The organism is Streptomyces sp. NPDC101165, from assembly GCF_044768135.1.
Classification (GTDB): Bacteria; Actinomycetota; Actinomycetes; order Streptomycetales; family Streptomycetaceae; genus Streptomyces.
This window is the reverse complement of record NZ_JBIWPG010000007.1, coordinates 369385-392553: the sequence shown is the minus strand read 5'-3', so window position 1 is coordinate 392553 and position 23169 is coordinate 369385. Positions and strand designations below refer to the sequence as shown.

At 70.2% G+C, this 23169-nt stretch carries 22 protein-coding genes and 1 pseudogene; 16 read left to right on the top strand and 7 right to left on the bottom strand.

What is annotated here, in order from left to right; all coding sequences use genetic code 11:
• Nucleotides 1-3 precede the first annotated feature (3 nt).
• A complete protein-coding gene (locus ACIRVH_RS17785; RefSeq protein ID WP_403953806.1) occupies nucleotides 4-813 on the bottom strand; it encodes an SDR family NAD(P)-dependent oxidoreductase in 810 nt (269 codons plus the stop codon).
• Complete coding sequence (locus ACIRVH_RS17780) at nucleotides 806-1465, bottom strand: carboxymuconolactone decarboxylase family protein (RefSeq protein WP_403953804.1); 660 nt, start codon at nucleotides 1463-1465, stop codon at nucleotides 806-808. The genes ACIRVH_RS17785 and ACIRVH_RS17780 overlap by 8 nt, the downstream gene beginning before the upstream one ends.
• Nucleotides 1466-1690: 225 nt before the next feature.
• Here ACIRVH_RS17780 and ACIRVH_RS17775 point away from each other — a divergent pair, with 225 nt between their 5' ends.
• Nucleotides 1691-2914, top strand: a complete 1224-nt coding sequence (locus tag ACIRVH_RS17775; protein WP_403953802.1) for a PucR family transcriptional regulator — start codon at nucleotides 1691-1693, stop codon at nucleotides 2912-2914.
• A gap of 69 nt (nucleotides 2915-2983) precedes the next feature.
• Nucleotides 2984-5404 carry a SpoIIE family protein phosphatase gene (locus ACIRVH_RS17770; RefSeq protein ID WP_403953799.1) on the top strand — a complete coding sequence of 807 codons (2421 nt, stop codon included), beginning with the start codon at nucleotides 2984-2986 and terminating at the stop codon, nucleotides 5402-5404.
• Nucleotides 5405-5462: 58 nt separating this feature from the next.
• Here the strand turns inward: ACIRVH_RS17770 and ACIRVH_RS17765 are convergent, their stop codons facing one another.
• Nucleotides 5463-7079, bottom strand: coding sequence for a cation acetate symporter (locus ACIRVH_RS17765; RefSeq protein WP_403953796.1), 1617 nt, complete (start codon nucleotides 7077-7079; stop codon nucleotides 5463-5465).
• A complete protein-coding gene (locus ACIRVH_RS17760; RefSeq protein ID WP_403953793.1) occupies nucleotides 7076-7582 on the bottom strand; it encodes a DUF485 domain-containing protein in 507 nt (168 codons plus the stop codon). Before ACIRVH_RS17760 ends, ACIRVH_RS17765 begins: the two co-directional genes overlap by 4 nt.
• 242 nt (nucleotides 7583-7824) lie before the next feature.
• On the opposite strand from ACIRVH_RS17760, the gene ACIRVH_RS17755 reads away from it, so the two are divergent.
• A complete protein-coding gene (locus ACIRVH_RS17755; RefSeq protein WP_403953790.1) occupies nucleotides 7825-8832 on the top strand; it encodes an NADP-dependent oxidoreductase in 1008 nt (335 codons plus the stop codon).
• Nucleotides 8829-9632 carry an SDR family NAD(P)-dependent oxidoreductase gene (locus ACIRVH_RS17750; protein WP_403953788.1) on the top strand — a complete coding sequence of 268 codons (804 nt, stop codon included), beginning with the start codon at nucleotides 8829-8831 and terminating at the stop codon, nucleotides 9630-9632. Before ACIRVH_RS17755 ends, ACIRVH_RS17750 begins: the two co-directional genes overlap by 4 nt.
• A gap of 102 nt (nucleotides 9633-9734) precedes the next feature.
• Here ACIRVH_RS17750 and ACIRVH_RS17745 read toward each other — a convergent pair whose 3' ends face one another.
• A complete protein-coding gene (locus ACIRVH_RS17745; protein ID WP_403953785.1) occupies nucleotides 9735-10172 on the bottom strand; it encodes a MarR family winged helix-turn-helix transcriptional regulator in 438 nt (145 codons plus the stop codon).
• Between the two features lie 131 nt (nucleotides 10173-10303).
• Here ACIRVH_RS17745 and ACIRVH_RS17740 point away from each other — a divergent pair, with 131 nt between their 5' ends.
• From ACIRVH_RS17740 to ACIRVH_RS17725, 4 genes are all read left to right on the top strand, one after another.
• Entirely contained in the window at nucleotides 10304-11812 is a 1509-nt protein-coding gene (locus tag ACIRVH_RS17740) for an MFS transporter (RefSeq protein WP_403953783.1), read from the top strand.
• Nucleotides 11813-11953: 141 nt separating this feature from the next.
• Nucleotides 11954-12751, top strand: coding sequence for a maleylpyruvate isomerase family mycothiol-dependent enzyme (locus tag ACIRVH_RS17735; RefSeq protein WP_403953781.1), 798 nt, complete (start codon nucleotides 11954-11956; stop codon nucleotides 12749-12751).
• Nucleotides 12752-12997: 246 nt separating this feature from the next.
• Nucleotides 12998-13546 carry a CGNR zinc finger domain-containing protein gene (locus ACIRVH_RS17730; protein ID WP_403953778.1) on the top strand — a complete coding sequence of 183 codons (549 nt, stop codon included), beginning with the start codon at nucleotides 12998-13000 and terminating at the stop codon, nucleotides 13544-13546.
• A 72-nt stretch (nucleotides 13547-13618) separates the two neighbouring features.
• Nucleotides 13619-14098, top strand: coding sequence for a hypothetical protein (locus tag ACIRVH_RS17725; RefSeq protein ID WP_403953776.1), 480 nt, complete (start codon nucleotides 13619-13621; stop codon nucleotides 14096-14098).
• A gap of 31 nt (nucleotides 14099-14129) precedes the next feature.
• Here the strand turns inward: ACIRVH_RS17725 and ACIRVH_RS17720 are convergent, their stop codons facing one another.
• Entirely contained in the window at nucleotides 14130-15170 is a 1041-nt protein-coding gene (locus ACIRVH_RS17720) for an alpha/beta fold hydrolase (protein ID WP_403953775.1), read from the bottom strand.
• 126 nt (nucleotides 15171-15296) lie between these two features.
• Here ACIRVH_RS17720 and ACIRVH_RS17715 point away from each other — a divergent pair, with 126 nt between their 5' ends.
• Entirely contained in the window at nucleotides 15297-15590 is a 294-nt protein-coding gene (locus ACIRVH_RS17715; RefSeq protein WP_403953773.1) for a hypothetical protein, read from the top strand.
• Here ACIRVH_RS17715 and ACIRVH_RS17710 read toward each other — a convergent pair.
• Nucleotides 15557-16126, bottom strand: a pseudogene (locus tag ACIRVH_RS17710) (ATP-binding cassette domain-containing protein); the annotation flags it as partial. The gene ACIRVH_RS17715 and the pseudogene ACIRVH_RS17710 sit on opposite strands and share 34 nt — an antisense overlap.
• Before the next feature lie 272 nt (nucleotides 16127-16398).
• Here ACIRVH_RS17710 and ACIRVH_RS17705 point away from each other — a divergent pair.
• From ACIRVH_RS17705 to ACIRVH_RS17675, 7 genes are all read left to right on the top strand, one after another.
• Nucleotides 16399-17976, top strand: a complete 1578-nt coding sequence (locus tag ACIRVH_RS17705) for a tannase/feruloyl esterase family alpha/beta hydrolase (protein ID WP_403953770.1) — start codon at nucleotides 16399-16401, stop codon at nucleotides 17974-17976.
• A 77-nt stretch (nucleotides 17977-18053) separates the two neighbouring features.
• Nucleotides 18054-18500: an organic hydroperoxide resistance protein gene (locus ACIRVH_RS17700; RefSeq protein WP_403953768.1), complete on the top strand. Its 447-nt coding sequence runs from the start codon at nucleotides 18054-18056 to the stop codon at nucleotides 18498-18500.
• A 65-nt stretch (nucleotides 18501-18565) separates the two neighbouring features.
• Complete coding sequence (locus ACIRVH_RS17695) at nucleotides 18566-19411, top strand: alpha/beta fold hydrolase (RefSeq protein WP_403953765.1); 846 nt, start codon at nucleotides 18566-18568, stop codon at nucleotides 19409-19411.
• Between the two features lie 212 nt (nucleotides 19412-19623).
• The gene (locus ACIRVH_RS17690; protein ID WP_403953762.1) at nucleotides 19624-20709 is read left to right on the top strand and encodes an S-(hydroxymethyl)mycothiol dehydrogenase; all 1086 of its coding nucleotides are present in this window, start codon (nucleotides 19624-19626) and stop codon (nucleotides 20707-20709) included.
• Nucleotides 20706-21341, top strand: coding sequence for an MBL fold metallo-hydrolase (locus ACIRVH_RS17685; protein WP_403953761.1), 636 nt, complete (start codon nucleotides 20706-20708; stop codon nucleotides 21339-21341). Before ACIRVH_RS17690 ends, ACIRVH_RS17685 begins: the two co-directional genes overlap by 4 nt.
• 253 nt (nucleotides 21342-21594) lie before the next feature.
• Entirely contained in the window at nucleotides 21595-21957 is a 363-nt protein-coding gene (locus ACIRVH_RS17680) for a bifunctional 3-phenylpropionate/cinnamic acid dioxygenase ferredoxin subunit (RefSeq protein ID WP_361793748.1), read from the top strand.
• Nucleotides 21954-23117, top strand: coding sequence for an NAD(P)/FAD-dependent oxidoreductase (locus tag ACIRVH_RS17675; protein WP_403953759.1), 1164 nt, complete (start codon nucleotides 21954-21956; stop codon nucleotides 23115-23117). The genes ACIRVH_RS17680 and ACIRVH_RS17675 overlap by 4 nt, the downstream gene beginning before the upstream one ends.
• Nucleotides 23118-23169: the final 52 nt, after the last annotated feature.

Here is a 23169-nt window from a genome sequence, read left to right as displayed (position 1 = left end):
TGCTCAGACGGCGTTCAGCCCTCCGTCCACCACCAGGCTCTGCCCGGTGATGTAGGAGGCGCGGTCCGAGAGCAGGAAGGTGACGGCTTCGGCCACCTCCCAGGCCGTGCCCTGGCGGCCGAGCGGTATGCGGGTGAACGAGGTGGAACGTGACGCCCGCCGGGCCGAGGCCTCGCGGCCCATCGGGGTGTCGATCAGGCCGGGGACGACCAGGTTGGCGCGGATCCCGCGCGGCGCGCCCTCCTTGGCGACATGGCGGGTGAGACCGAACAGGCCCGCCTTGGAACTGTCGTAGGCGGGCGAGTTGGTGGCCGCGCGCAGTCCGGCCACGGAACCGACGAAGACGATCGATCCTCCGTCGGCGATCGCGGGCAGTCCGTACTTGGCGGCGAAGAAGGGGGCGCTCAGGTTGAGCGAGAGCACGCGTTCCCACTGCTGCGGCGAGGTCTCCGCCAGACCCGCGCCGAGGCCGATGCCGACGTTGACCACGATCGCATCGAGGGCGCCGAGTTCACGCAGGGCCTGGGCGACCATGGCCGAGGACTGGCCGGGGTCCGTGGCGTCACCGACCACGTGGAGGCCGCGGCCGCCCTCCTCACCGACGAGGGCGGCGGTGGTCGCCGCGGCGGAGGGGGAAACGTCGGCGCAGGCCACGGACGCTCCCTCGCGGGCGGCGAGCACGGCAACCGCCCGCCCGTTGCCCACCGGAGCCGCCGGATCGTCGCTGGGTCGGGTACCCGCGCCGATGACCAGTACGTTACGGCCGGTCAGGAGGCCGACCGGGTGGGTGGCGTGGTGCCGGGGCTCAGGCATCGGTGTGTGTCCCTTCCTCCGCGTCCGCGTCCGCGTCCCCGTCCGCGCCGGCCCCGGGCAGGGTCTCCGTCTCGTAGCCGGGCTCGAGCCGGGTCCCCGCGGAGTTCAGGAAGAACGCGACCATGTGGTACTGACCGACGAGCATGGTGACTTCGATCAGCTGTGCCTCGTCGTGATCGGCGGCGAGTGCGGACCAGGTGGCCGCGGACAGACGTGCGTCCCGGTGCAGTTCGTCGGCGGCGCGCAGCAGACGGGCGTCGGCCGCCGTCCAGCCCTGGGCGTCCGGGCCCGCGCCGACCCGCCGGATCTCCTCGTCGGTGACCCCGGCGGCCCTGGCCAGCGGTACGTGTCGCCCCCATTCGTAACTCGCCCCGGTGTTGTAAGCGGTGCGCAGGATCAGCAGTTCCCGGGTCCGGTCCGGAAGGCGGCCGTCGCGCAGCAGATGGCTGCCGAACGGCAGGAAGTGCCGGAAGAGGCCGGGGTGGCGCACCAAGGTGGTGAAGACGTTGGCGAGGTGGCCGTCGGCGTCCCGGGGAATGCCGGCCAGCAGCTCCCGGGTGGCCGGGTCCCAACCGTCCTCGGGCAGCGGCGCGAGGCGTGGGCCGGTGTCCGGGGCGGCGCGGTGGGGGCGGTGACGGTGTTCGTCGGTCATGGTGGTCTCCGCACTCTTCGTCGGGGTGGGGCGGTGGCACGAGGGCGGCTCCGAGCACGGTCGATCGACGTCTCGTCGCGGGCGCGTCGATACGGGCACCCTTTGCCGCCTTGCCACTGTGCTTTCGGGGGCGGCGGACTGTCGACGGCTCCCCGGCCAAGGCCGGAGGGCCGCATATTGTTCCGTTGCACAACGGACGGTGTTCGAGGGGCGGAGATGAGGGCCATGGGCGGGCAGTCGGGCGCGGCGGCGCCGCTCGAACGGGTCATCGCCGCGATGGTCGCGCAGCAGGGGCACCTGGGCGGGCGATTGCACGCGGATCTGACGGACCACATCCCGTCCTACCGCGCGGTCCCGCGGGAGTTCCTGGACCAGATCTGGCATCGGCACTTTCAGCGGGCTCTCGCGGTGGTGCGAGAGGGGACGGTGCCCGCGCCGGAGGACTTCGACGAAGCCGATGTGGCCCGGGACCGGGCCGCCCGGGGCGTGCCGCTCAGCGACGGGCTCCGCGCCTTCCGCCGGGGGCTGAGCGCGATACGGGATCTGTTCATCGCCGAGGCGACCGAATGCGGCCTTGACCCCGGCCTCGTCGTCGACCGCACCAAGTGCCTGTGGGAGCTCGCGGACGTCGCGAGTCTGCAGATCGCCGCCGTCCACCGGCAGGCGGATGTCGCCTCCGCCCTGTCCGACGCCCGCCGCCGTGCCGGCTTCCTGCGTGGACTGCTCTACGGGACGCTGAGCGCGGCGGAGATCCACAGCGGTGCGGCGATCTACGGACTGGACCCGTCGCGGGCGTACCGGGCCGTCACGGCTGTACCGAACGGCACCATGGATCCGGATGCGCTGGAACGCTCCCTGGAGTCCCACGGCCGCAGGAACGGGCGAAGCACGCTGCTCACCGTGCTGGACGAGGCTGTCGCCGGGGTCGTGGAGGCAAAGCCGGAGACCGGTGACCTGGAGGTGACGGCGGGACTGGGCCCGCCGACGGACCTGGCCGCGGTGCACCGCTCCTACCGCGCCGCCGGCCGGCTGCTGCAGGCCGCCCGTGCGTACGGTCTGCGCGGCGTGTACGACCTGGGCGACCTCTCGTGGCGGGTGGCGGTCGTCGCCGAACCGGAACTCGCCGAGTTGCTGCTCAACCGCTATCTGCGCCCGCTGGAGGCGGAGGGGGAGTTCGGTGCGCTCATCGAGGAGTCGGTGCGGGGATACCTGGAGAGCGGACGGCACATCCGCGACGTCGCTCGCAGCGCACACGTCCATGTCAACACCGTCCGCTACCGGCTGCGCCGTTTCGAGGAGCTCACCGGCACCAGCCTGGACGCTCCGGACACCGCGGTGGAACTCAGCTGGGCCTTGGCGGCACGCGAGCTGGGGACACCGCCGCGAGGCCCGGCAGGACCTGCTCATGGCGCGGCGGGCGAGACCGCGGCTTCCACCGGGTTTCAATAGGCCTGCACGGCATCAGCAGGTCAGCGTGCATGGCGGAACTTCGAGCGGTGTCCAGCGGTGGAGAAGCGGATGACGGAGCTCAGCGAAGGCCACGACGATCCGTTCGCCCATCACCTCGCCGCCTTGGCGGTGCTCGACGACCGGGGCACCGTCGTCGGATGGAACCAGCGGGCGCAGGAACTGCTCGGCCATCCGGACGCGGCCGTGATCGGTCGTCCGGCATTCGAGGTCCTTGTCGATCCTCGCGATCTGCCGGCTGTCCGGGAGGCCGCGGCGAAGTGCAGAAGAGCCGGCGGCTGGTTCGGGGTGCTGAAGGTGCGGCACCGCGACGGGCGGCTCGTGGAGATGGGAATCAGGGCCCATGCGCTCTCACGTGACGACCGGGTCCGTGAATGGATTCTTGCCGGGGCACTCGCGGTTGATGTCCTGGAGGGGCAAAGGGACCGTGCTCTTCTCGACGGGTTGTACCGCCGGTGCCCGATCGGCCTGGTCATTCACGGACCCGACCTGAGGCTTCTCCGGGTCAACCGGGCCATCGAACGCTTCAGTGGCGTCCCGGCAGCAGACTTTCGGGGGCTGCACACCGGGGAGATGCTCCTCCCCGAGGACGAACGCAAGGCCGTTGACCGTGTGCGCCAGGTTTTGGAGACCGGAAGACCGTTGGTCTACTCCGAGCAGTTCGCCCGCCTGGTGCAGGATCCGGCACGAGAGCACGTCGCATTGGTCTCGTCCTTCCGGCTGGAGGACCCCTCCGGCCGCATCCTGGGTGTGGCCGAGATGATCGAGGACATCACCGAACGCCATCGGGCCCAGCGTCGGCTCGCTCTCCTCGACCAGGCCGGCAGCCGTATCGGAACCACCCTGGACGTGGCAGAGACCGCCCGGGAACTCGCCGAAGTGATGGTGCCTCACCTCGCCGACCACGCGTCGGTGGACCTGCTTCAGCCGGTGACGCGCGGTGAGGAACCGACGAGCGCCCTGTCAGGGCCTGTGGTCCGGCTGGGAGCCTGCAGCGTCGGTGCCCAGCAACCCGGCCCGCCCCACCCCCAGGGCGAACCCGTCGAGTTCGGGCCCGACACACCACAGGCCGCATGCCTGGCCGAAGGGCGGCACGTCCTGGAACCGGTTCTCCCGCCCGACTGGTTCTCCCCGGAGGGCCACCAGGGAACCCACGCTCCGGACCTGGGCGTCCACTCGCTGATCGTGGTACCTCTTGCCGCACGTGGCATGGTGCTGGGCGTGATGACCCTGTGGCGTTCGCGCCGCCCCGATCCCTTCGAGGCGGACGATCTCACCCTCGCCCAGGAACTCGCCTCGCGCGCGGCGGTCGCCATCGACAACGCTCGTCGCTTCACCCAGCAGCAGCAGACCGCGTTCACCCTGCAGAGCAGCCTTCTGCCCCGGGCGGTTGCGGACCAGTCGGCCGTGGAGGTGGCCCTGCGGTATCTGCCTGCCAGCGCGGGCCCGGGCCTTGGCGGCGACTGGTTCGACGTCATCCCCCTGTCCGGGGCCCGGGCCGCCCTCGTCGTCGGCGACGTGGTGGGGCGCGGCATCCATGCCGCCGCCACCATGGGCCGGCTGCGCACTGCCGTACATACGCTCGCCAGCCTCGACCTGGAACCGGACGAGGTCCTCTCCCGCCTGGACGACCTGGTCAACCTGCTGGCGGCCGAACAGGAAGCAGCCGGCGAACGGCCCGTGGGCGAGCAGGTCGTCGGCGCCACCTGCCTGTACGCCGTGTACGACCCCGTCTCCGGGCGCTGTTCCGTGGCCCGCGCCGGTCACCCGCCGCCGGTCGTGACCGCACCGGACGGACAGGTGACCACCCTCGACCTGCCCGCGGGCCCACCGCTCGGCCTGGGCGGCCTGCCGTTCGAGGCCCGGGAGATCGAACTGGCCGAGGGAAGCCTGCTGTGCCTGTACACCAACGGACTCATCGGCGAACGCCGCATTGATGCCGACACCGCCCTGAACAAGCTGTGCGCAGCGCTCACCCGCCCCGCGGACGCCCTGGAACGGACATGCCAGGCGGTGGTCGACTCGCTCGTGCCCTCGCGCCCCAGTGACGACGTCGCTCTGCTGATCGCCCGCACCCGCATGCTGCCACCGGACGATGTCGCTTCCTGGCGTCTGCCGCTGGAGCCTGCCAGCGCGGCCCGGGCCAGGGAACTGACCACGGCCAAGCTGACCGAATGGGGTCTGGAGCACTTGGCGTTCACCACCGAGCTGATCGCCAGCGAACTGGTCACCAACGTCTACCGGTACGCCAGTGGCCCTGCGACCCTGCGGCTGATCCGTGAGCGGAGCCTGGTGTGCGAGGTCAGCGACACCAGCCACACCTCACCACACCTGCGCCGCGCCCGTATCACCGACGAGGGCGGGCGCGGGCTGTTCCTGGTGGCTCAGATGACCGAACGCTGGGGTACCCGCTACACCCGCGAGGGCAAGACCGTGTGGACCGAACAGCCACTGACCGGCACGCTGCCCTGACCGTCTCGGGCCATGCCGGCGAGCCGGGAGCCAGCCCGGCCCGCCTTCGCCGACGTGGTCATTCGGCTGCGGCGAGCAGCCGGGCCTCGCTCTCCTCGTACAGCTGCTGGTTCTCCCGGCTGACGGCGGGGCGGCGTCGGTGGTCCCATTGGCTGCCCAGCCACCCCGCCAGGTAGCCGAACGGGATGGAGACCAGTCCGGTGGACTGCATGGGGAACAGGTCGAAGTCGGCGTTCGGGAAGACGGCGGCCGGCGTGCCCGAAACGGCCTTGGAGAGTGCCATGAGGAGCACCGCGCAGGCCGCGCCGCCGTAGAGGGTGGCGAGCAGGCCGGTGCGCGTGAAGCCTCGCCAGAACAGGGAGTAGGTGAGGGCGGGTGCCACCGCCGATGCCCCTATGCAGATGGCCAGGGTGGTCAGCACGCCGACGTTCCAGTTCTGGACCATGGTGGCGAGCCCGATGGCAACGCTCCCCACGGCCACGCTCGTCCACGCCGCCAGTGTCATCTCCGTACGCGGCTCGGCCTGTCCCCGGCGCGCCGCGTGGGCGAACAGGTCGTGGGCGAGCGACGAGGCCGCGGCCAGGGTCATCCCCGCGACCGAGGACAGCAGGGTGATGAACACCATGCCCGCCACGGCCGAGTAGAGAATCGTCGAGCCTGCGGAGTCGGGGGCTCCGCCGAGCACCTGCGACAGCATCAGCACCGAGGTCCTGCCCTGCGGGTCGGCCGCGGTGATGTACCGCGATCCCACCAGCGCGGCCGCGCCCGTACCCATGATGATCACGAGCAGGCAGAACGTGGTGACCGTGCCGACCGCCCACGACATGGAGCGACGCACGGCCGGCACGTCCTGCGCGGAGTACAGACGCATCGTGATGTGGGGCAGGCAGGCCACGCCGAGTACCACGGTGATCTGGAGGCCGACGAAGTCCAGCCGGTCCAGGGCCGAGGTACCCAGCTGAAGGCCCTGCTGGAGGAAGGCGGGGCCTGCGCCGCTGCCGTGCTGGGCCGCCCTGAGGACGTCTCCGGGGCTCCAGTCGAAGCGGTGCAGCACCAGAGCGGCGACGGCGAGGCTGGTGCCGAGCAGGAGCACGATCTTGATCATCTGAATGAGCGCGGTGCCTCGCATACCGCCGAGCGCCGCGTAAAGGATCATCAGGCTGCCGACGATGACGATGCACACCGTCCTGGCGCCCGCCACGTGCGGGATGTTCAGGATGAAGGTGAGCAGCGACCCGGCCCCGGAGAGCTGGACGACCAGGAACGGCAGGGTCGCCGAAAGCGTCACCATGCAGGCGGCGATACGCACGGCCCGCCCGGGCATGTTGCGGGCCAGGACGTCGCCCATGGTGAACCTGCCGGCGTTGCGCAGGGGCTCGGCCAGCAGGAACATCAGCAGCACGAGGGACAGGGCCGTGCTGACCGCTAGGACGTAACCGTCGTACCCGGCGAGCGCGATGATGCCCGTGGTGCTCAGCACCGTGGCCGCGGAGATGTAGTCGCCCGCGATCGCCAGGCCGTTCTTGAACGGGGTGAGCGAGAGGTAACCGGTGTAGAAGTTCGTCAGGTCGTCGCGGTCGGGTCCCGCCATCACGCACATCAGCAGCGTGACGGTGACCAGCGTGGTGAACAGAATCAGGACCGTGGCCTGCGTCCCGGTGCTGAAGTCGTTCATCTCGCCATCCCCGTGTTCCGGCCGGCGGGGACCGCGCGCTCTCTGACGGCGTGGGCCAACGGATCCACCGAGCGTCGTGCGCTGCGTCCGTACCAGGAGACCGCCGCGAAGGTGACGACGAGCTGGAGAACCCCCAGGGCCATTCCCAGACTCAGCTCTCCGGCGATCTTGGCCCCCATCAGGCCGGGCGCATAACAGGACAGCACGACATACACCACGAAGGAGCCGAGCGCCGTGAGCGTGGAGATCCGGCGGAGCAGGCGGTAGGCCGAGCGCAGGGCGGCGAGGTCGGCACTGCGCCGATGAGCCTCGTACGGGTTCGGCTCGCCCCAAGAGGCCTGCCCGTACGGCGCGTCCCAAGAGGCCTGCCCGTACGGCGAGCCCCACGGGGCTTGCCCATACGACTCGTACCGAGGGGCATGGGGCGCGTACCCCTGGGGCTCGATGCGGGGCGGCCACCCCGTTTCTGATGGCGGGTACCGGTTGTCGTCGGCGAATGTCATCGCATGGCCTTCCGCTGCGGCTCGGATCCGTGGAGGTGAAACGGGGGATGGCTTGGCGGCGCACGATACCGACTGGTTGGGATGCCCATAAGGCCACTTGGGTCACGTTTCGGGGTCGGGTGTACGACAGCCCGTTCGGCCCGCCTTCCCGCCTCGCGGCCCGTCGCGTGTCGAACATCACACCCTCGGACATACCTACTGGTCGGTACCCTGCGGCGAAGCCGTGAACGACAGGAGGCGCGATGTCTGCGACCAACCGCCAGATCCGTCTGGCCGCCCGCCCCGTGGGCGAGGTCAAACCCGATGACTGGGAGCACTGTTCAGGACTCGTCGACGAGCCCGGTCCGGGCCGGTTCGCGGGCCGGACGCGCGTCATCTCCCTGGACCCGGCGATGCGGGGCTGGCTGGACGACCGTCCCTCCTACCTGCCGCCGGTGGGCATCGGCGAGGTGATGCGCGCCGGATCGGTCATCGAGGTCACCGCGTCCAACCACCCCGACTTCCGGCCGGGCGATCACGTGGTCGGCACGTTCGGCGTCCAGGAGTACGTGGTCTCCGACGGCCGGGGCGCCATGAAGATCGACACCTCGCTCGCCCCGCCCTCGACGTATCTCGGCGCGCTGGGCATGCCCGGCATGACCGCCTACTTCGGCCTGCTGGACGTCGGGGCGCTGAAGGACGGCGAGACCGTCGTGGTGTCGGGTGCGGCCGGTGCGGTCGGCACCATCGCCGGTCAGATCGCGAAGGCCAAGGGCTGCCGGGTCGTGGGCATCGCCGGCGGGCCGGAGAAGTGCGCCATGCTCACCGACGAACTGGGATTCGACGCGGCGATCGACTACCGCGCCGAGGACGTCAGGAAGGCGCTGCGCCGGGAGGCCCCCGACGGCATCGACGTCTACTTCGACAATGTCGGAGGCGACATCCTCGACGCCGCCCTGACACGACTGGCGATGCACGCGCGTGTCGTGGTCTGCGGTGCGATCAGCCAGTACAACAACGCCACACCGGTCAAGGGCCCCTCCAACTACCTCTCGCTGCTGGTGCGCCGCGCCCGCATGGAGGGCTTCGTCGTCTTCGACTACGCCAAGCGCTACGCGCAGGCCGCTGAGGACATCTCCGCCTGGATCGGAGCCGGCCGCATCAAGGTCAAGGAACACGTGGTGAGGGGAAGCGTGGACGACTTCCCCGAGACGCTGGGGATGCTCTTCCGCGGGGAGAACGTCGGCAAGCTCGTCCTGGAGCTGTCATGACCGCCGTCGAGAGCAACGCCGCCGCACAGCCGGGACGGACGGACGGTACTGCGCTTCAGGGCAAGGTGGCCGTCGTCACCGGCGGTGCCAGCGGACTGGGCCGGGCCACGGCACTGGCGCTGGCGAAGGCGGGGGCGCGCGTGGTCGTCGCGGACCTCGACGCGGAGGGTGGCCGCGAGGTGGCCGAGATGGCCGGCGGCCATTTCCACGCCTGTGACGTCTCCGACCCCGACGCCAACCGCGCGCTGGTCGACTTCGCCCAGGAGCAGTGCGGCGGAATCGACATAGCGCTGCTCAACGCAGGCGTGGCCACCGGATGCGGCCTCGGCGACGACTTCGACCTGGGACGCTACCGTCGCGCGATGGGAGCCAACCTCGACGGCGTGGTCTTCGGCACCCATGCGGTGCTGCCGGCGCTGCGGGCCCGCGGTGGAGGGACGATCGTGGCCACGGCGTCCCTGGCAGGCCTGGCGGCCGTACCGCTCGATCCCCTGTACGCGGCCAACAAGCATGCGGTCGTAGGACTTGCCCGCTCGCTGGGGCCGGCTCTTGCGCCGGAGAACGTGCGCTTCAACGCCGTCTGCCCCGGCTTCGCCGAGTCGCGGATCATCGATCCGCTGCGCGACATGCTCTCCGAGCAGGGACTGCCGGTCATCCCGGCTCAGGTCGTGGCGGACACGGTGCTGCGGATCGTCACCGGAGACGGCACCGGGGAGTGCTGGTTCATCCAGCCCGGCCGCGACCCGGAGCCGTTCCGTTTCCGTAAGGTCCCCGGTCCGGGCAAGCCTGCCGGCACCTGAGGACGGGAGGGAGCCGTACGTCCGGACGCGCGGTGCGGATCGGGGCGTACGGCAGGCCCGCCGAGGGACTCGGCGGCTCGCCGTCTTTGGTGAGCCGCCGGGTCAGGCAGCCGCGGCCTGCGCGGTGAAGGCGCGCTCCAGCAGCGCGTACAGGGTGTCCTGCTCCTGCTCGCTGAGTCTGTTCAGGCCGGCCAGCGTGTTGTTCATCTTCCCGCGGATCACGTCGATGACCTGCTCGCCCTCCGCGGTGAGGAGGACGTTCTTGACGCGCCGATCGGAGGGGCTGGGCTCGCGGCGTACCAAGCCGCGCTTCTCCAACCGGTCGATGATCCCGGTCATGTTGGAGGCGTCGCAGGTCAGCGTGGTGGCGAGCACGCTCATGGAGGCGGGCCCCCGGCGCAGCACATTGAGCGTCTTGCCCTGGCTGGCCGTGAGGTTCTCGCTCGCGGCGGCGACCGTGAAGTCGCCGTAGTAGGCAGCCAGCGACACGGAGAGCAGCTCCATGAGCTGGGCGGGGGTGACGCGGGGGAGTGCCGTCATGCCGGGCACCTTACCCCCGGAAACTTGACGATCTCAAATATTGACGGCTACGGTCTCGCCCATTACTTGAAGTTCTCAAGCTTCGATGTTCTGAAGTAGTTCGTCGAAGTCTCAATCAGGGAAGAGATTCCGTGTCTCACGAACAGCACACGGCGGCCGGACGCCGCTCGGCGGACACTGCGGTCGTCCTGGTGCTCGGGCTTTCCGCGATGGTCGTCTCGATGATGCAGACCCTGGTCGTCCCGATCCTGGGCATCATTCAGGGCGACCTGCACGCCACCACGTCGAACGTCAGCTGGGTGACCACCGCCACGCTTCTTTCGGCCGCAGTCTTCACCCCGCTGCTCGGCCGCTTGGGCGACCAGCACGGCAAGAAGCCCACCCTTGTAGGCGTTCTGCTCGTGATGATCGCGGGCTCGGTGCTCGCCGCCACCACCACCTCGCTGACATGGCTGATCGTCGGCCGGGTGATGCAGGGAGCGGCGACGGCGATCTTCCCGCTCGCGCTCTCCATCCTGCGCGAGGAGATCAAGCCGGAGAAGCTGCACGGTGCCATGGCCCTGGTCAGTGGCACGCTCGCGTTCGGCAGCGGGCTCGCGCTGGTCGGTGCGGGGCTCCTCACCCGCGGCTCCGACCCCGACTACCACCGGGTCTTCTGGCTCGCGGTGGTGCTCGCGGTGGTGGCGCTGGCGGGAGTGCTGTTCACGGTGCCCGCTTCCCGGACGACTACGGGAGGCCGGACGGACTGGCTGGGCGCGCTCACCCTGGCGATGCTGCTGGTGCTGCTGCTTCTGCCCATCTCGCAGGGGCACGAGTGGGGTTGGACGTCCGGCCGTACGCTCGGATCCTTCGCCGGGGCGGTGGTCACGGCGGTGGTGTGGGTCATCACCGAGAGCCGCGTCGGGGAACCGATGGTGGACATGAAGATGTTCGCCCACCGGCCCGTTCTCTTCACCAACCTGGCCGGGTTGTTGCTGGGATTCGCGATGTTCGCCCAGTTCATCGGTGTCTCCTACCTCGTCCAGGTGCCGGAGAAGATCGCGGGCTACGGCTTCGGCGCTTCCGTGCTCGAAGCGTCCGTGGTGTATCTGCTTCCGACCACGCTCATTTCGCTCGCGGGCGCCCAGTTCGGCGGCGTTCTGGTGCGCCGGCTCGGCGCGCGCTTCACCCTGGCCGCCGGGGCCTGCTTCGGAGTGCTCGGCTTCACGTGGCTGAGCGTCGCGCACGATGCGACCGCCTCCGTGATCGGCGCGGGCATGGTCATCGGCCTGGCGATCAGCTTCGGTTACGCCGCCATGCCAGCGCTCATCGTGGCCAGCGTCCCCGCCCACCAGTCCGGCATCGCCAACGGCATCAACTCCATCTCCCGCTCGGTCGGCAGTGCCGTCGCCAGCGCCGTGATCACCTCGCTGCTGGCGTCGAAGACCATCCCGCTTCCGGCCGGAGCGCCCGCACTGCCCCAGGAGAGCCAGTTCACGACGAGCTTCGTGATCGCCGGCGTGGCCTTCGGTCTGGTTGTCGCCGTGTCCCTCCTCGGAATCAAGTCGACGCATGCGCCTCGTACGCCCGTGTCGAAGAAGGTCGCGGACTCCGGAACGGCGGAGATCGCAGAAGCGGAAGCCGGCGCCGAACTCGTGTGACCGTGTTTCACTCGCTGCCGGCGGCCCTGCGTACGGGCGGACGGCACAGCACCTGCGTCCAGTGACGGGTTCAGCCACGACAAGGCCGTCATCGGCCGACCGTCCGGCTGAACCCGCGGTTTCTCCGAAAGGCAAGTCACGATGAAGACGTCTGACCACGCCGGGCACGCGTCCGGTTTCACCTCGGTCGATCACCGCACGGCGGTCGCGGCGGAGACCGCCCGGTTCGTCGCGGCGGTCAAGGAGGCCGACCTGGCCACAGCGGTGCCGAGCTGCCCCGGCTGGACGCTGGCCGACCTGGTCAAGCACACCGGCAGCGTCCAGCGCTGGTTCTCGGTCCTCCTGCGGGCGCGTATCCAGGAACCCCCGCGCTCGCGTGAAGTGGACCTTCGGCTCCCGGACCAGGAGGACGGATACCCCGACTGGCTGGCCGAGAGCGCGACCGTGGCCGCGGACGCCTTCGCAGCCACCGACCCGAACCAGCCGATGTGGGCATGGGGCGCCGACCAGTACGCCCGGTTCTGGGCACGCCGGATGCTCTTCGAGACCCTGCTGCATCGAGTCGACGCCGAGCTCGCACTCGGACTCCGGCCCGCGATCGACCGCCCGGTCGCGGTCGACGGGATCGACGAGTTCCTCGTCAATCTTCCCTTCGCCGGCTTCTTCGCCCCCAAGGTGGCCGACCTGCGCGGCCCCGACAGGACCATCCGCTTCCGCACGACCGACGGGGACGACGCCTGGGTCGTCCGCCTGCGGCCCGACGGCTTCGGTCTCGACACGGCCCACCCGGCCGCGGCCGCCGCCGACGCGACCGTCCAGGGGACCGCGGCCGACCTGCTCCTGCTCGTCTACGGCCGGCTGCCCTACGAGGCAGAGGCCCTTGCCCACGAGGGCGACGAGCAGCTCCTGGCCCACTGGTTCGCCAACTCCGCCTTCTGAGAAGGCACATCTGCCGAACTGCCGCTGCTCGAACGGCAACGCCGATTCGGCGGGTGCGCGCGGGAAGCCAGGAGGGCGGGCCGGGCCAGGTCCGGAATCGCCGCCCTCCTGTTCGCACCCGGAGCCTGCGGCCGACTTCACCGGTCGGGACCGCGACGCGTCGTAACTGGTCAAGCAGGTGCCTTGCGGACGGGTTGTCACGGGCAGGATGTTGCTTATCCGTGAGTCACCCGTCAGTATGGTTACGTGAATCACGCTTTCCCCTGCGGGACGCTTCCTCTGGACTTCGTCGGCACGCTGCGCGCGCGACGCAACGCCGAGCCGATGGAGAAGCTCGCTTCCCCGGAGCTGCTCGACGACTGGTTCCTGGAATCCGGGATGCTCGATCTGGCGTCCCGGGCGAGCGAGGCCGACCTCGCCATCGCTCTGGAGCTGCGTGAGGCGATCTACTGCCTGGTCGCGGCCCGGATCGAGGGGCGGCCGATGCCGGCCGAGGCGGTCGCCGAGGTGAACCTGCAGGCGGCCGGTCTCCCCGTGACCGTGCGGCTAGGTCCTGACGGTGCGACCCGAACCGGCACTGCTGTCCAGGGACTTGCCGCCCTCGCCCGTGAGGCCGTCGAGATCATCGGGGGTGACGAGGCGGCGCTGTTGCGCGAGTGCGCCCGTCCCGAGTGCACCCAGGTCTACCTCGATCGCTCACGAGGCCACCGACGGGACTGGTGTGCCATGCGGACGTGCGGCAACAGGGTCAAGGCCGCAGCCTACCGGGCCCGCCAGCACAGCACGAAGAGCTGACGTCGCGTAGGGCTGACGTCGCGTAGGTACGATGCGCGGCGTCATGTGGCACTCACTGGGGAGTGAACGGTTGTGACCAACCGATCAGCCGCCTCGCTCCGAGCGCGGTACGTCGAACAGGCCGTGTCGGATCTGGCGGAGAACCGCCGCCGACAGCGTGAACTGGCCGAGAAGATCAAGATGTTGGAGCAGGAGGAAGCCCTCCTGACGGACATCCTGACGCTCGCCGAACGGTATGAAGAGGCCAATCCTGCGCCCCTTCCCGAGCAGCCACAGCAGCGACCCGTCACCGCCCGGGCGAAGGCCGCCGAGACGGGGAAGTCGCGGCAGCCCCTGCTCGGAGATGCCCTGATCGATCTGCTCGCGGCCCACGACGAGCCGCGGTCGGCCAAGGACCTGCGTGACGAGCTGATGGAGCGGAACCCGGACCGTTCGCCCACCCCGCAGGTCGTGCGCAACGCCCTCGAATCACTCGTCGCCAAGGGGCGGATCCGGCGCCACAAGCGCGAGCGCTCGGTGTCGTACACCCTCGTGGGGCGCACGACGAGCTGACTTCTGCTGTGGCGGAGTCGAGTTCACTCCCTCACAGGCGGTCCGCGTCGACCACGGCCTGCGCGAACGCCGTCGGCGCCTCCTGCGGCAGGTTGTGGCCGATGCCGGTCAGCGTCCGGTGCTCGTACCTGCCGGTGAACTTGTCCCGGTACATGGAACCGTCACCGGGCGGGGTGAAGGGATCCTTCTCGGGGTCCAGGGTGATCGTCGGCACCGCGATGGACGGTGCCGTGGCCAGCTTCTCCTCGTAGCGGTCGTAACGGCGTTCGCCGTCGGCCACGCCGAGCCGCCAGCGGTAGTTGTGGATGACGATCGTGGCGTAGTCCGGGTTGTCGAAGGCGGCCGCGGTGCGCGCGAAGGTGGCGTCGTCGAAGTCCCAGGTCGGGGAGACGAGGTCCCAGACGAGCCGGGTCAGCTGGAGGCGGTGGTCGTGGTCCTCCATGGCCTTCTTGCCGCGCTCCGTGGCGAAGTAGAACTGGTACCACCAGGTGTGCTCCGCGGCCGCCGGGAGCGGTTCGAGCTGGGCCTTGCGGTCCGTGATGAGGTAACCGCTCACCGAGACCAGGGCCTTGACGCGCTCGGGCCACAGCGCCGCGAGGATGTCGCCGGTCCGCGAGCCCCAGTCGAAGCCGGCGATCACCGCCTTGTGGATCTTGAGAGCGTCCATCAGCGCGATGATGTCCAGGGCGATCGCCGACTGCTGCCCGTTGCGGAAGGTGCGGGAGGACAGGAAGCGCGTGGTGCCGTGACCGCGGAGATACGGGACGATCACGCGGTAGCCCTCGGCCGCCAGCAGGGGAGCGACATCGACGTAGCTGTGGATGTCGTAGGGCCAGCCGTGCAGGCAGATGACCACCGGGCCATGAGCGGGGCCCAGCTCGGCGTAGCCGACGTTCAGCAGACCGGCCCTGACCTGTTTCAGCGAGGGGAAGGCGGTGTGGGCGCCAGGGGTGCCCGCAGGGCCCGAAGGAGTCGGGGTGGCGCTCGAAACACCCTGCAGACCGGCCAGTGAGACGGCGGTCGCTCCCGCGCCCAGGCCCATCGCCTTGGTGAAGGTGCGCCTGTTGATCATGTGAAGCCTCCCGTGGTGTCGGACCAAGTGCTGCACGGATGCCGCGAGTTTGCGTGCAGGGCGACACTGGCACAGAGCACGTCACTAGTCAAAGCGGTTATGCATCGAATTTGATAACCCATTTGAATGGTGATGAATCTTGCGACCACGCTCGTCACCTGTCAGAGTGGTTACTCGATGCAGGGCGTGACCCTGGACGGCATGAAGAAGTGGAGTTCGGTCATGGACAAGGCAAGGGAACCGATGACTGACCCCGCCGCCGCGGCGCGGCGCGCGCGGTTCGGCAAGCTTCCCCGGCGCATCCGCTTCGAGGACATGACCGAAGAGGCGGAAGCCGGCCGGAGCGGCGGGGTGGCCTCGTGCAACCCCGAGGCCTCGTGGACCTCCTACTCGTGTCTGGCTCTGGACCTGGGGCTGTAGGAGTCGAGCCGGATCTCACGGCCCTGCCGGCGCCTGCGCAGCCAGCGGTCGTGGCCGGCCGGCACGATCGCACCGGGGCCCGTGCCCAGGGCCGCCTCCAGTTCGTCGCACAGACGCGGGGACAGATGGTTGGTGGGTTCGTCGAGCAGCAGCAACTGAGGCGGTCGCGCCACCAGCAGTGCCAGTGCGAGCCGTCGGCGCTGCCCGACCGAGAGCCGGCCGACCTCCTTGTCCAGGTCCGCCTCGTACAGCAGACCCAGTGAGCCCAGCGGCACCGCCTCGGCCCGTTCGGCGCCCAATGCCGACGCGTACGTTTCCCGTACGGTCCGGTCCGGGAGTGCGAAGACGGTGTCCTGGTCGAGCAGCCCCACCGTCAGACCCTGCCGTCGCCGCACCTCGCCCTCGGGTGACAGTCGTCCGGCGGGCACGGCCAACAGGGTGGACTTCCCGGCCCCGTTCCCTCCGGTGACCAGCAGTCGGTCCGTCGCCGACACCTGCTCGGTGACGGACGCGAGCCGGCCCGGCACTCGTACGCCAAGCGGGCGAGCCGGGCCGGGGGCCCGACGGGATCACACCATCGGACCGGCTTCCGTGTGACACCTCTCCGGGACGCGCACACGTGTGTCGAAGTCCCAGCATTGCAGCAGGCCAACTGCGGTACTCCCACATCTTCTTGACGGGTCGCTCTCGCCCGTGCAAGCATCGTCACCAGTTAAAGAGGTTATGCACTCGGTTCATTCGAAGCCGATCCCTCACACGTGTCGCGCTGCAGCGAGCAGACGCACCCCCCTTCATGACAGGAACGTCAATGAGACGACTTCTGACCTTTCTCGCGGCCGGTGTACCGCTGGCGGCGGCCATGTGCCTGCCGGTCAGCGCCTCCGCGGACAACCGAGGCTCCGCCTCCGCCCCGTTCACCTGCTCGACCGTCTCCGTGAAGGCCCCGGCCGGCACCGAGGTGGAGTCCGTGACGGTGACCCGCCAGGCGGGCGGCACGGTGAACGGGACCGGGATCCTGGGAGGTTCGGTCTCCGGCGTACCGGCCTACTGCGAGGTGACGGTCACCCTCACCCATCCCGGTGACGACGACCACGCCAAGGTGCGGACATGGCTGCCCGCGCAGGGATGGAACGGCCGTTTCCAGGCGCTCGGCGGCGCTGCCTACGCGGCCGGGGACAACGGTGTGGGCCTGGGTACGGCGGTCAAGAACGGCTATGCCGTCGCCACCACCGACGCGGGCGTGGGCGACGTCCTGGACACCCACTGGGCCCTGAACGGCGAGGGACAGGTCGACAGTGCGCTGCTGAAGAACTTCGCCGACCGCTCCCAGCACGAGATGGCGCTCGTCGGCAAGCAGGTCGTCGACGAGGTCTACGGCAAGGCCGCCTCCTACTCCTACTGGAACGGCTGCTCCACCGGCGGACGCCAGGGCTACATGGAGGCCCAGCGCCACCCGGACGACTTCGACGGCATCCTCGCCGACGCGCCCGCCGTCAACTGGGACGAGTTCGAGGTCGCGACCCTGTGGCCGCAGGTGGTGATGAACGAGGCCAAGAACCGCCCGAGCGCCTGCGAGTTCAACGCCTTCGACCAGGCCGCCCTCAAGGCCTGCGACCAGCTCGACGGTGTCGGGGACGGCCTGGTCTCCGACCCCGAGCGGTGCACCTTCGACCCCCGCAGGCTGATCGGCACCAAGGTCGTCTGCGCCGGCGAGGAGGAGACGATCACCGCTGCCGACGCGGCCGTGGTGCGCCGGATCTGGGACGGCCCACGGACCACGTCGGGCAAGAGGCTGTGGTACGGCCTGCCGGTCGGCGCCGACTTCACGAGTCTCGCCGGTGACGCACCGTTCCCCGTCCCGGCCGCCTGGGTCGCGTCGTGGGTGAAGAAGCAGCCCTCCTTCGACACCTCGAAGCTGACGTACGACCGGTTCACGCAGCTTTTCAGGCAGTCCCAGGCCGAGTACGACAAGGTCATCGGCACCGACGACCCGGATCTGTCGGCATTCCGCAAGTCGGGCGGCAAGCTTCTCACCTACCACGGTCAGGCAGACCAGCTGATCCCCACTCGGGGCACCGTGGACTACCGCGAGCGCATCGAGCGGAAGCTGGGCGGCTCACACCGGGTCGACGACTTCTACCGCCTCTTCCTCGCCCCGGGCACGGCCCACTGCGCGCTGAAGGACAAGGTGGACGACCTGGCGGCGCTGACCAAGTGGGTCGAGCAGGGCAAGGCGCCCGAGACGCTCAGCGCCTCGCTCACCGACGCCTACGGCCGGACGCTCACCCGTGACCTGTGCCGCTACCCCCTGGTGTCCCACTACAAGGGCCAGGGCGACCCGGCCGACGCCGACAGCTTCCGCTGCGTCCCGTCGCGCCGGCACTGACCCACATCCCGGCATCAGACGTCTCGACCACATCCGACACATCCCTGTACCTCACGACCCAAGATGGGGGACCTGCCATGGCACTCAGCTACACGGCCGTCGTCAACGTCACCGGAGAGGGCCGCAACGGCGGCACCGTCCGCTCTCAGGACGGCCTCCTGGACCACACCCTGTCCATCCCCAAGGAGCTCGGCGGCGCGGGCAACGCCACCAACCCGGAACAGCTCTTCGCCGCCGGCTGGGCAGCCTGCTTCCTCGGTGCCCTGCGCCGCGCCGCCGCCACCCGCGGGATCAAGCTCACCAGCACCGCCATCACCTCCGAGATCACGCTCACGCACGGCGACGACGGCGAGTTCACCCTCTCCGCCACGCTCAACCCCACCCTCGGTGGCGTCGACGAGCACACCGCCCGTGAACTCGCCGAGGCCGCCCACCGGATCTGCCCCTACTCCAAGGCGACCCGCGGCAACATCCCCGTCACCATCAACGTGGCCACGACATCGTCGAAGGGCGACTCGAAGTGAACGTCGAGCAGCGCTTTCACACAGCACGGTCCGAACAGTCCGAGGTTTCCGGAGGGCGATTTCTCATGGTCGGTACGAAGGGTGTGCGCGGGCGGCGGTTCGCGATGGCTGCCGCCGCGACGGTCATGGCGGGTACCGCGGTCGGTACGCTCGCCGTCTCCGCGAACGGCGCGTCCCGGCCCGCCGTGGCGGATCGGCAGGCCAGGCCGACCATAGTCCTGGAACACGGAGCCTTCGCCGACGGCTCCAGCTGGAACGGCGTGATCGAAAGGCTGCACGCCGACGGCTACCCGGTCGTCGCGGCGGCCGACCCGCTGCGCGGTCCGCACAGCGACGCCGCCGCCCTGCGCAGCGTCCTCGACCACGTGAAGGGCCCCAAGATTCTCGTCGGCCACTCCTACGGCGGCTCGGTCATCAGCCAGGCCGCCGCGAACGACCCCCAGGTCAAGGCCCTGGTCTCCGTCGCGGCCTTCCTCCCGGCCCCCGGCGAGAGCGCCCTCGGGCTGACGAACAAGTACCCCGGCTCCACTCTCCCCGACGCCCTCGACCCCGTTCCCTACACCGACGCCGACGGCACCACCGGAACCGACCTCTACATCCGGCAGGACAAGTTCCGTCACCAGTTCGCCGCCGACGTCCCCGCGGACCAGGCCGCCCTCATGGCCGCCACCCAGCGGCCCATCGCCCAGGCCGCGCTGGCGGAGAAGGCCACCGCCGCCGCCTGGAAGAACAAGCCCACCTGGGACATCATCACCACCCAGGACCTCAACATCCCCGCCGCCGTGCAGCGCTTCATGGCCCGGCGCGCGCACGCCCACACCATCGAGGTCGCCGCCTCGCACTCCGTGGCCGTCTCACATCCCCGCCTCGTCGCGGATGTCATCGAGAGGGCGGCACGAGCCACGCGGTGAGGTCGTCTCCGCCGATGCAGGCCGGTTGCTCCACCCGATCCCTCGGCGGGCGGAGCAACCGGCTCGGCCCGTGAGCCCGTTGCCGCAGGTCTGCGGGTACCGCCCGACGGATCCTTGACCGCTGCTGCGGCCTCCGCGATGCTGTGTTGCGAAACACGAGATGCGTACCGTATTAGGCAACGTCTCGTCCCTCTGTCAGCCGAGGAGTGGCCATGTCTCAGCAGGTCCGAGCGGTCGTCGCGCGGAGCAAGGGCGCCCCTGTCAGTCTGGAAACGATCGTCGTGCCCGACCCCGGCCCGGGTGAGGCAGTGGTCAAGATCGAGGCCTGCGGCGTCTGCCACACCGATCTGCACTATCGCGAGGGCGGCATCAGCGACGAGTTCCCGTTCCTGCTGGGGCACGAGGCCGCGGGGGTGGTCGAGGCCGTCGGCGAAGGGGTCACCGACGTGGCACCGGGTGACTTCGTGATCCTGAACTGGCGTGCCGTGTGCGGGCAGTGCCGGGCCTGTCTGCGCGGGCGGCCCTGGTACTGCTTCAACACACACAACGCGAAGCAGAAGATGACCCTGACCGACGGCACGGAGCTGTCGCCCGCGCTGGGGATCGGAGCCTTCGCCGAGAAGACGCTCGTCGCGGCCGGGCAGTGCACCAAGGTGGACCGGGCCGCTTCGGCTGCCGCCGCCGGACTGCTGGGCTGCGGGGTGATGGCGGGCATCGGTGCGGCCATCAACACCGGCAACGTCGGGCGCGGTGACACCGTGGCGGTCATCGGTTGCGGCGGCGTGGGGGACGCGGCGATCGTCGGGGCCAGGCTCGCGGGCGCGGCGAAGGTCATCGCCGTCGACATCGACGATCGCAAGCTGGCCACGGCCGCGAAGCTGGGCGCGACCCACACGGTCAACTCCAAGGAGACCGACGCGGTCGACGCGGTGCGTGAGCTGACCGGGGGCTTCGGCGCCGACGTCGTCATCGAGGCGGTGGGCCGTCCGGAGACCTACCGGCAGGCCTTCTACGCCCGCGATCTCGCCGGGACCGTGGTGCTGGTCGGTGTGCCGACCCCGGAGATGAAGCTGGAGCTGCCGCTGCTGGACGTCTTCGGCCGGGGCGGGGCGCTGAAGTCGTCGTGGTACGGGGACTGCCTGCCCTCCCGCGACTTCCCGATGCTCATCGACCTCTATCTGCAGGGCCGCCTCGACCTGGACGCCTTCGTCACCGAGACCATCGCCCTGGACGAGGTCGAGAAGGCCTTCGAGCGCATGCACCACGGCGACGTCCTGCGCTCGGTGGTGATCCTGTGACGAGCGGCGCCCGCATCGAACACCTCGTCACCTCGGGGACGTTCTCGCTGGACGGCGGCACCTGGGACGTCGACAACAACGTGTGGATCGTGGGGGACGACGACGAGGCGCTCGTCATCGACGCCGCCCATGACGCCGACGCGATCGTCCGGGCCCTCGGCGGACGCACCCTGCGGGCGATCGTGTGCACCCATGCCCACAACGACCACATCGACGCCGCGCCCGAACTCGCCGACCGGACCGGCGCCCCGATCCTGCTGCACGCCGACGATCTGCCGCTGTGGAAACAGACCCACCCCGACCGGCTGCCGGACGGCGAACTGACCGACGGGCAGCGCATCCCGGTCGCGGACACCGAGCTGACCGTGCTGCACACCCCGGGCCATGCCCCCGGAGCCGTCTGTCTGCACGCCCCGGACCTCTCCGCGCTCTTCAGCGGCGACACGCTGTTCGCCGGCGGGCCGGGGGCGACGGGACGGTCGTACAGCGACTTCCCCACCATCATCAGCTCGATCGGGGACCGGCTACTCGGCCTGCCGGAGGGCACCGTCGTGCACACCGGCCACGGGGAGACCACCACCGTCGGCGCCGAGGCGCCGCATCTCCAGGAGTGGATCGACCGCGGTTTCTGACCGCGTCGGCGGAGAGGCGGCCCTGAGCCGGTGACGGACCTCGTGGACGGCACCGGGGCAGGGCCGTCGTCGTACCGGACGAGGTCGTGCCCCCTTGTTCACCTGCGCTTTCGAGGTCGCTTCGGCGTGCCTCGAAGACCGTCGTCGGACCGTGCGCAACCCGGCCTGTGGACGCCTTGACAACGCTTCAGAACGGCCCGCAGACTGGCGTTGCGTCAATCGCAATCCGTTTCGTTATACGCACCGAGGTGTCATGATGATTCCCGCGTGCCGGCTCGCGGATCTGCCGCGAGGCGAGGCCCATCGGCTCGACATCGACCCGCCCGTGTCGGTGTTCCACACCGACGACGGCGAGCTCTTCGCCATCGACGACACGTGCACCCACCAGGACGCCTCGCTCGCCGACGGCTGGCTGGAGGGCTGCGAGGTCGAATGCCCCTTGCACGCCTCCAAGTTCGACCTGAGGACCGGAGCCGTGGACGCACCCCCGGCCAAGCTCCCGGTCCGCACCCACGAGGTCGTCGTCGAGGACGGGACGGTCTACGTCCGGCTGTCCACGGACGCGCCCAACCTGCCGCCGTGCATCGCCGCCCGCCTCGCCGGAGGCCCCGCGTGAGGACCGTCGCCGTGGTGGGCGCGTCGCTGGCCGGTCTGTCGGCCGCGCGCTCACTGCGGCAGCGCGGGTACGACGGCCGGCTCGTCGTCATCGGCGACGAGCCCCACCGCCCGTACGACAGGCCACCGCTGTCCAAGGAGTTCCTGGCCGGTGCGCTCGGCGAGGCGGACCTGGCACTGGAGCGGGACGACGAGGAACTCCGGGCGGAGTGGGTGCTCGGGGTCCGCGCCACCGGTCTCGACCGCACCGAGCGGGCGATCCGGCTCGCCGACGGCCGCGAGATCCGCGCCGACGGCGTGGTCCTCGCGACCGGAGCCGCCGCCCGCACCCTGCCCGGCACCGAGGGGCTCGCCGGGGTCCATGTGCTGCGCACCGTCGACGACGCCCGCGCCCTGCGGGACGACCTCGCCCGCGGCGGACGGCTGGTGGTGATCGGCGGCGGGTTCATCGGCGCCGAGGTGGCCTCCACGGCGTACGCCCTCGGCCTCGACGTGACCGTGATCGAGGCAGCGCCGACGCCGCTGGCCGGACCGCTCGGCGAGGCGATGGGCCGGGTCGTCTCGGCCCTCCACGCCGACCACGGTGTACGACTGCTGTGCGGGGTCGGGGTGAAGGGGCTGAGCGGGGAACACAGGGTCGATGCCGTACTGCTGGAGGACGGTCGCTCCGTCCCCGCCGACACGGTCGTCGTCGGGGTCGGCGCGCGGCCCTGTGTCGAGTGGCTTCAGGGGTCCGGCGTGGCGCTCGACAACGGCGTGAAGTGCGGCGCCGACGGGCGCACCAGTGTCGCCGGGGTGGTCGCCGTGGGCGACTGCGCCAACTGGTACGACCCGCGCACCGGAATCCACCGCAGGGTCGAGCACTGGACCGGCGCGCTGGAGCGGCCCGACGCCGCCGTGGCCACGCTGCTCGCGCACGGTGCCACGGAACCGGGTGTGCCACGGCCGCCGTACTTCTGGTCCGACCAGTACGGCGTGAAGATCCAGTTCGTCGGTCACGCCGCCGGAGCCGACAGCGTGACGGTCGAGGAGGGCTCGGCCGACGACCGCAGCTTCCTGGCCGTCTACCGGCGGGCGGGCCGGCCGGTCGCCGCGCTCGGGATGAACCAGCCGCGGCTGTTCACCCGCTGGCGCAAGCAGTTCACCGCCACGGCATCTTGACACCGCGCCGGCGACCTCCCATGCTGCGTTGCACATGACACTCGAAGTTGCG

Coding starts and splice junctions, on each gene's coding strand:
- ACIRVH_RS17785 (WP_403953806.1), bottom strand. CDS start 813: ATGCCTGAGCCCCGGCACCACGCCACCCACCCGGTCGGCCTCCTGACC.
- ACIRVH_RS17780 (WP_403953804.1), bottom strand. CDS start 1,465: ATGACCGACGAACACCGTCACCGCCCCCACCGCGCCGCCCCGGACACC.
- ACIRVH_RS17775 (WP_403953802.1), top strand. CDS start 1,691: ATGGGCGGGCAGTCGGGCGCGGCGGCGCCGCTCGAACGGGTCATCGCC.
- ACIRVH_RS17770 (WP_403953799.1), top strand. CDS start 2,984: ATGACGGAGCTCAGCGAAGGCCACGACGATCCGTTCGCCCATCACCTC.
- ACIRVH_RS17765 (WP_403953796.1), bottom strand. CDS start 7,079: ATGAACGACTTCAGCACCGGGACGCAGGCCACGGTCCTGATTCTGTTC.
- ACIRVH_RS17760 (WP_403953793.1), bottom strand. CDS start 7,582: ATGACATTCGCCGACGACAACCGGTACCCGCCATCAGAAACGGGGTGG.
- ACIRVH_RS17755 (WP_403953790.1), top strand. CDS start 7,825: ATGTCTGCGACCAACCGCCAGATCCGTCTGGCCGCCCGCCCCGTGGGC.
- ACIRVH_RS17750 (WP_403953788.1), top strand. CDS start 8,829: ATGACCGCCGTCGAGAGCAACGCCGCCGCACAGCCGGGACGGACGGAC.
- ACIRVH_RS17745 (WP_403953785.1), bottom strand. CDS start 10,172: ATGACGGCACTCCCCCGCGTCACCCCCGCCCAGCTCATGGAGCTGCTC.
- ACIRVH_RS17735 (WP_403953781.1), top strand. CDS start 11,954: ATGAAGACGTCTGACCACGCCGGGCACGCGTCCGGTTTCACCTCGGTC.
- ACIRVH_RS17720 (WP_403953775.1), bottom strand. CDS start 15,170: ATGATCAACAGGCGCACCTTCACCAAGGCGATGGGCCTGGGCGCGGGA.
- ACIRVH_RS17715 (WP_403953773.1), top strand. CDS start 15,297: ATGGTGATGAATCTTGCGACCACGCTCGTCACCTGTCAGAGTGGTTAC.
- ACIRVH_RS17705 (WP_403953770.1), top strand. CDS start 16,399: ATGAGACGACTTCTGACCTTTCTCGCGGCCGGTGTACCGCTGGCGGCG.
- ACIRVH_RS17700 (WP_403953768.1), top strand. CDS start 18,054: ATGGCACTCAGCTACACGGCCGTCGTCAACGTCACCGGAGAGGGCCGC.
- ACIRVH_RS17695 (WP_403953765.1), top strand. CDS start 18,566: ATGGTCGGTACGAAGGGTGTGCGCGGGCGGCGGTTCGCGATGGCTGCC.
- ACIRVH_RS17690 (WP_403953762.1), top strand. CDS start 19,624: ATGTCTCAGCAGGTCCGAGCGGTCGTCGCGCGGAGCAAGGGCGCCCCT.
- ACIRVH_RS17680 (WP_361793748.1), top strand. CDS start 21,595: ATGATGATTCCCGCGTGCCGGCTCGCGGATCTGCCGCGAGGCGAGGCC.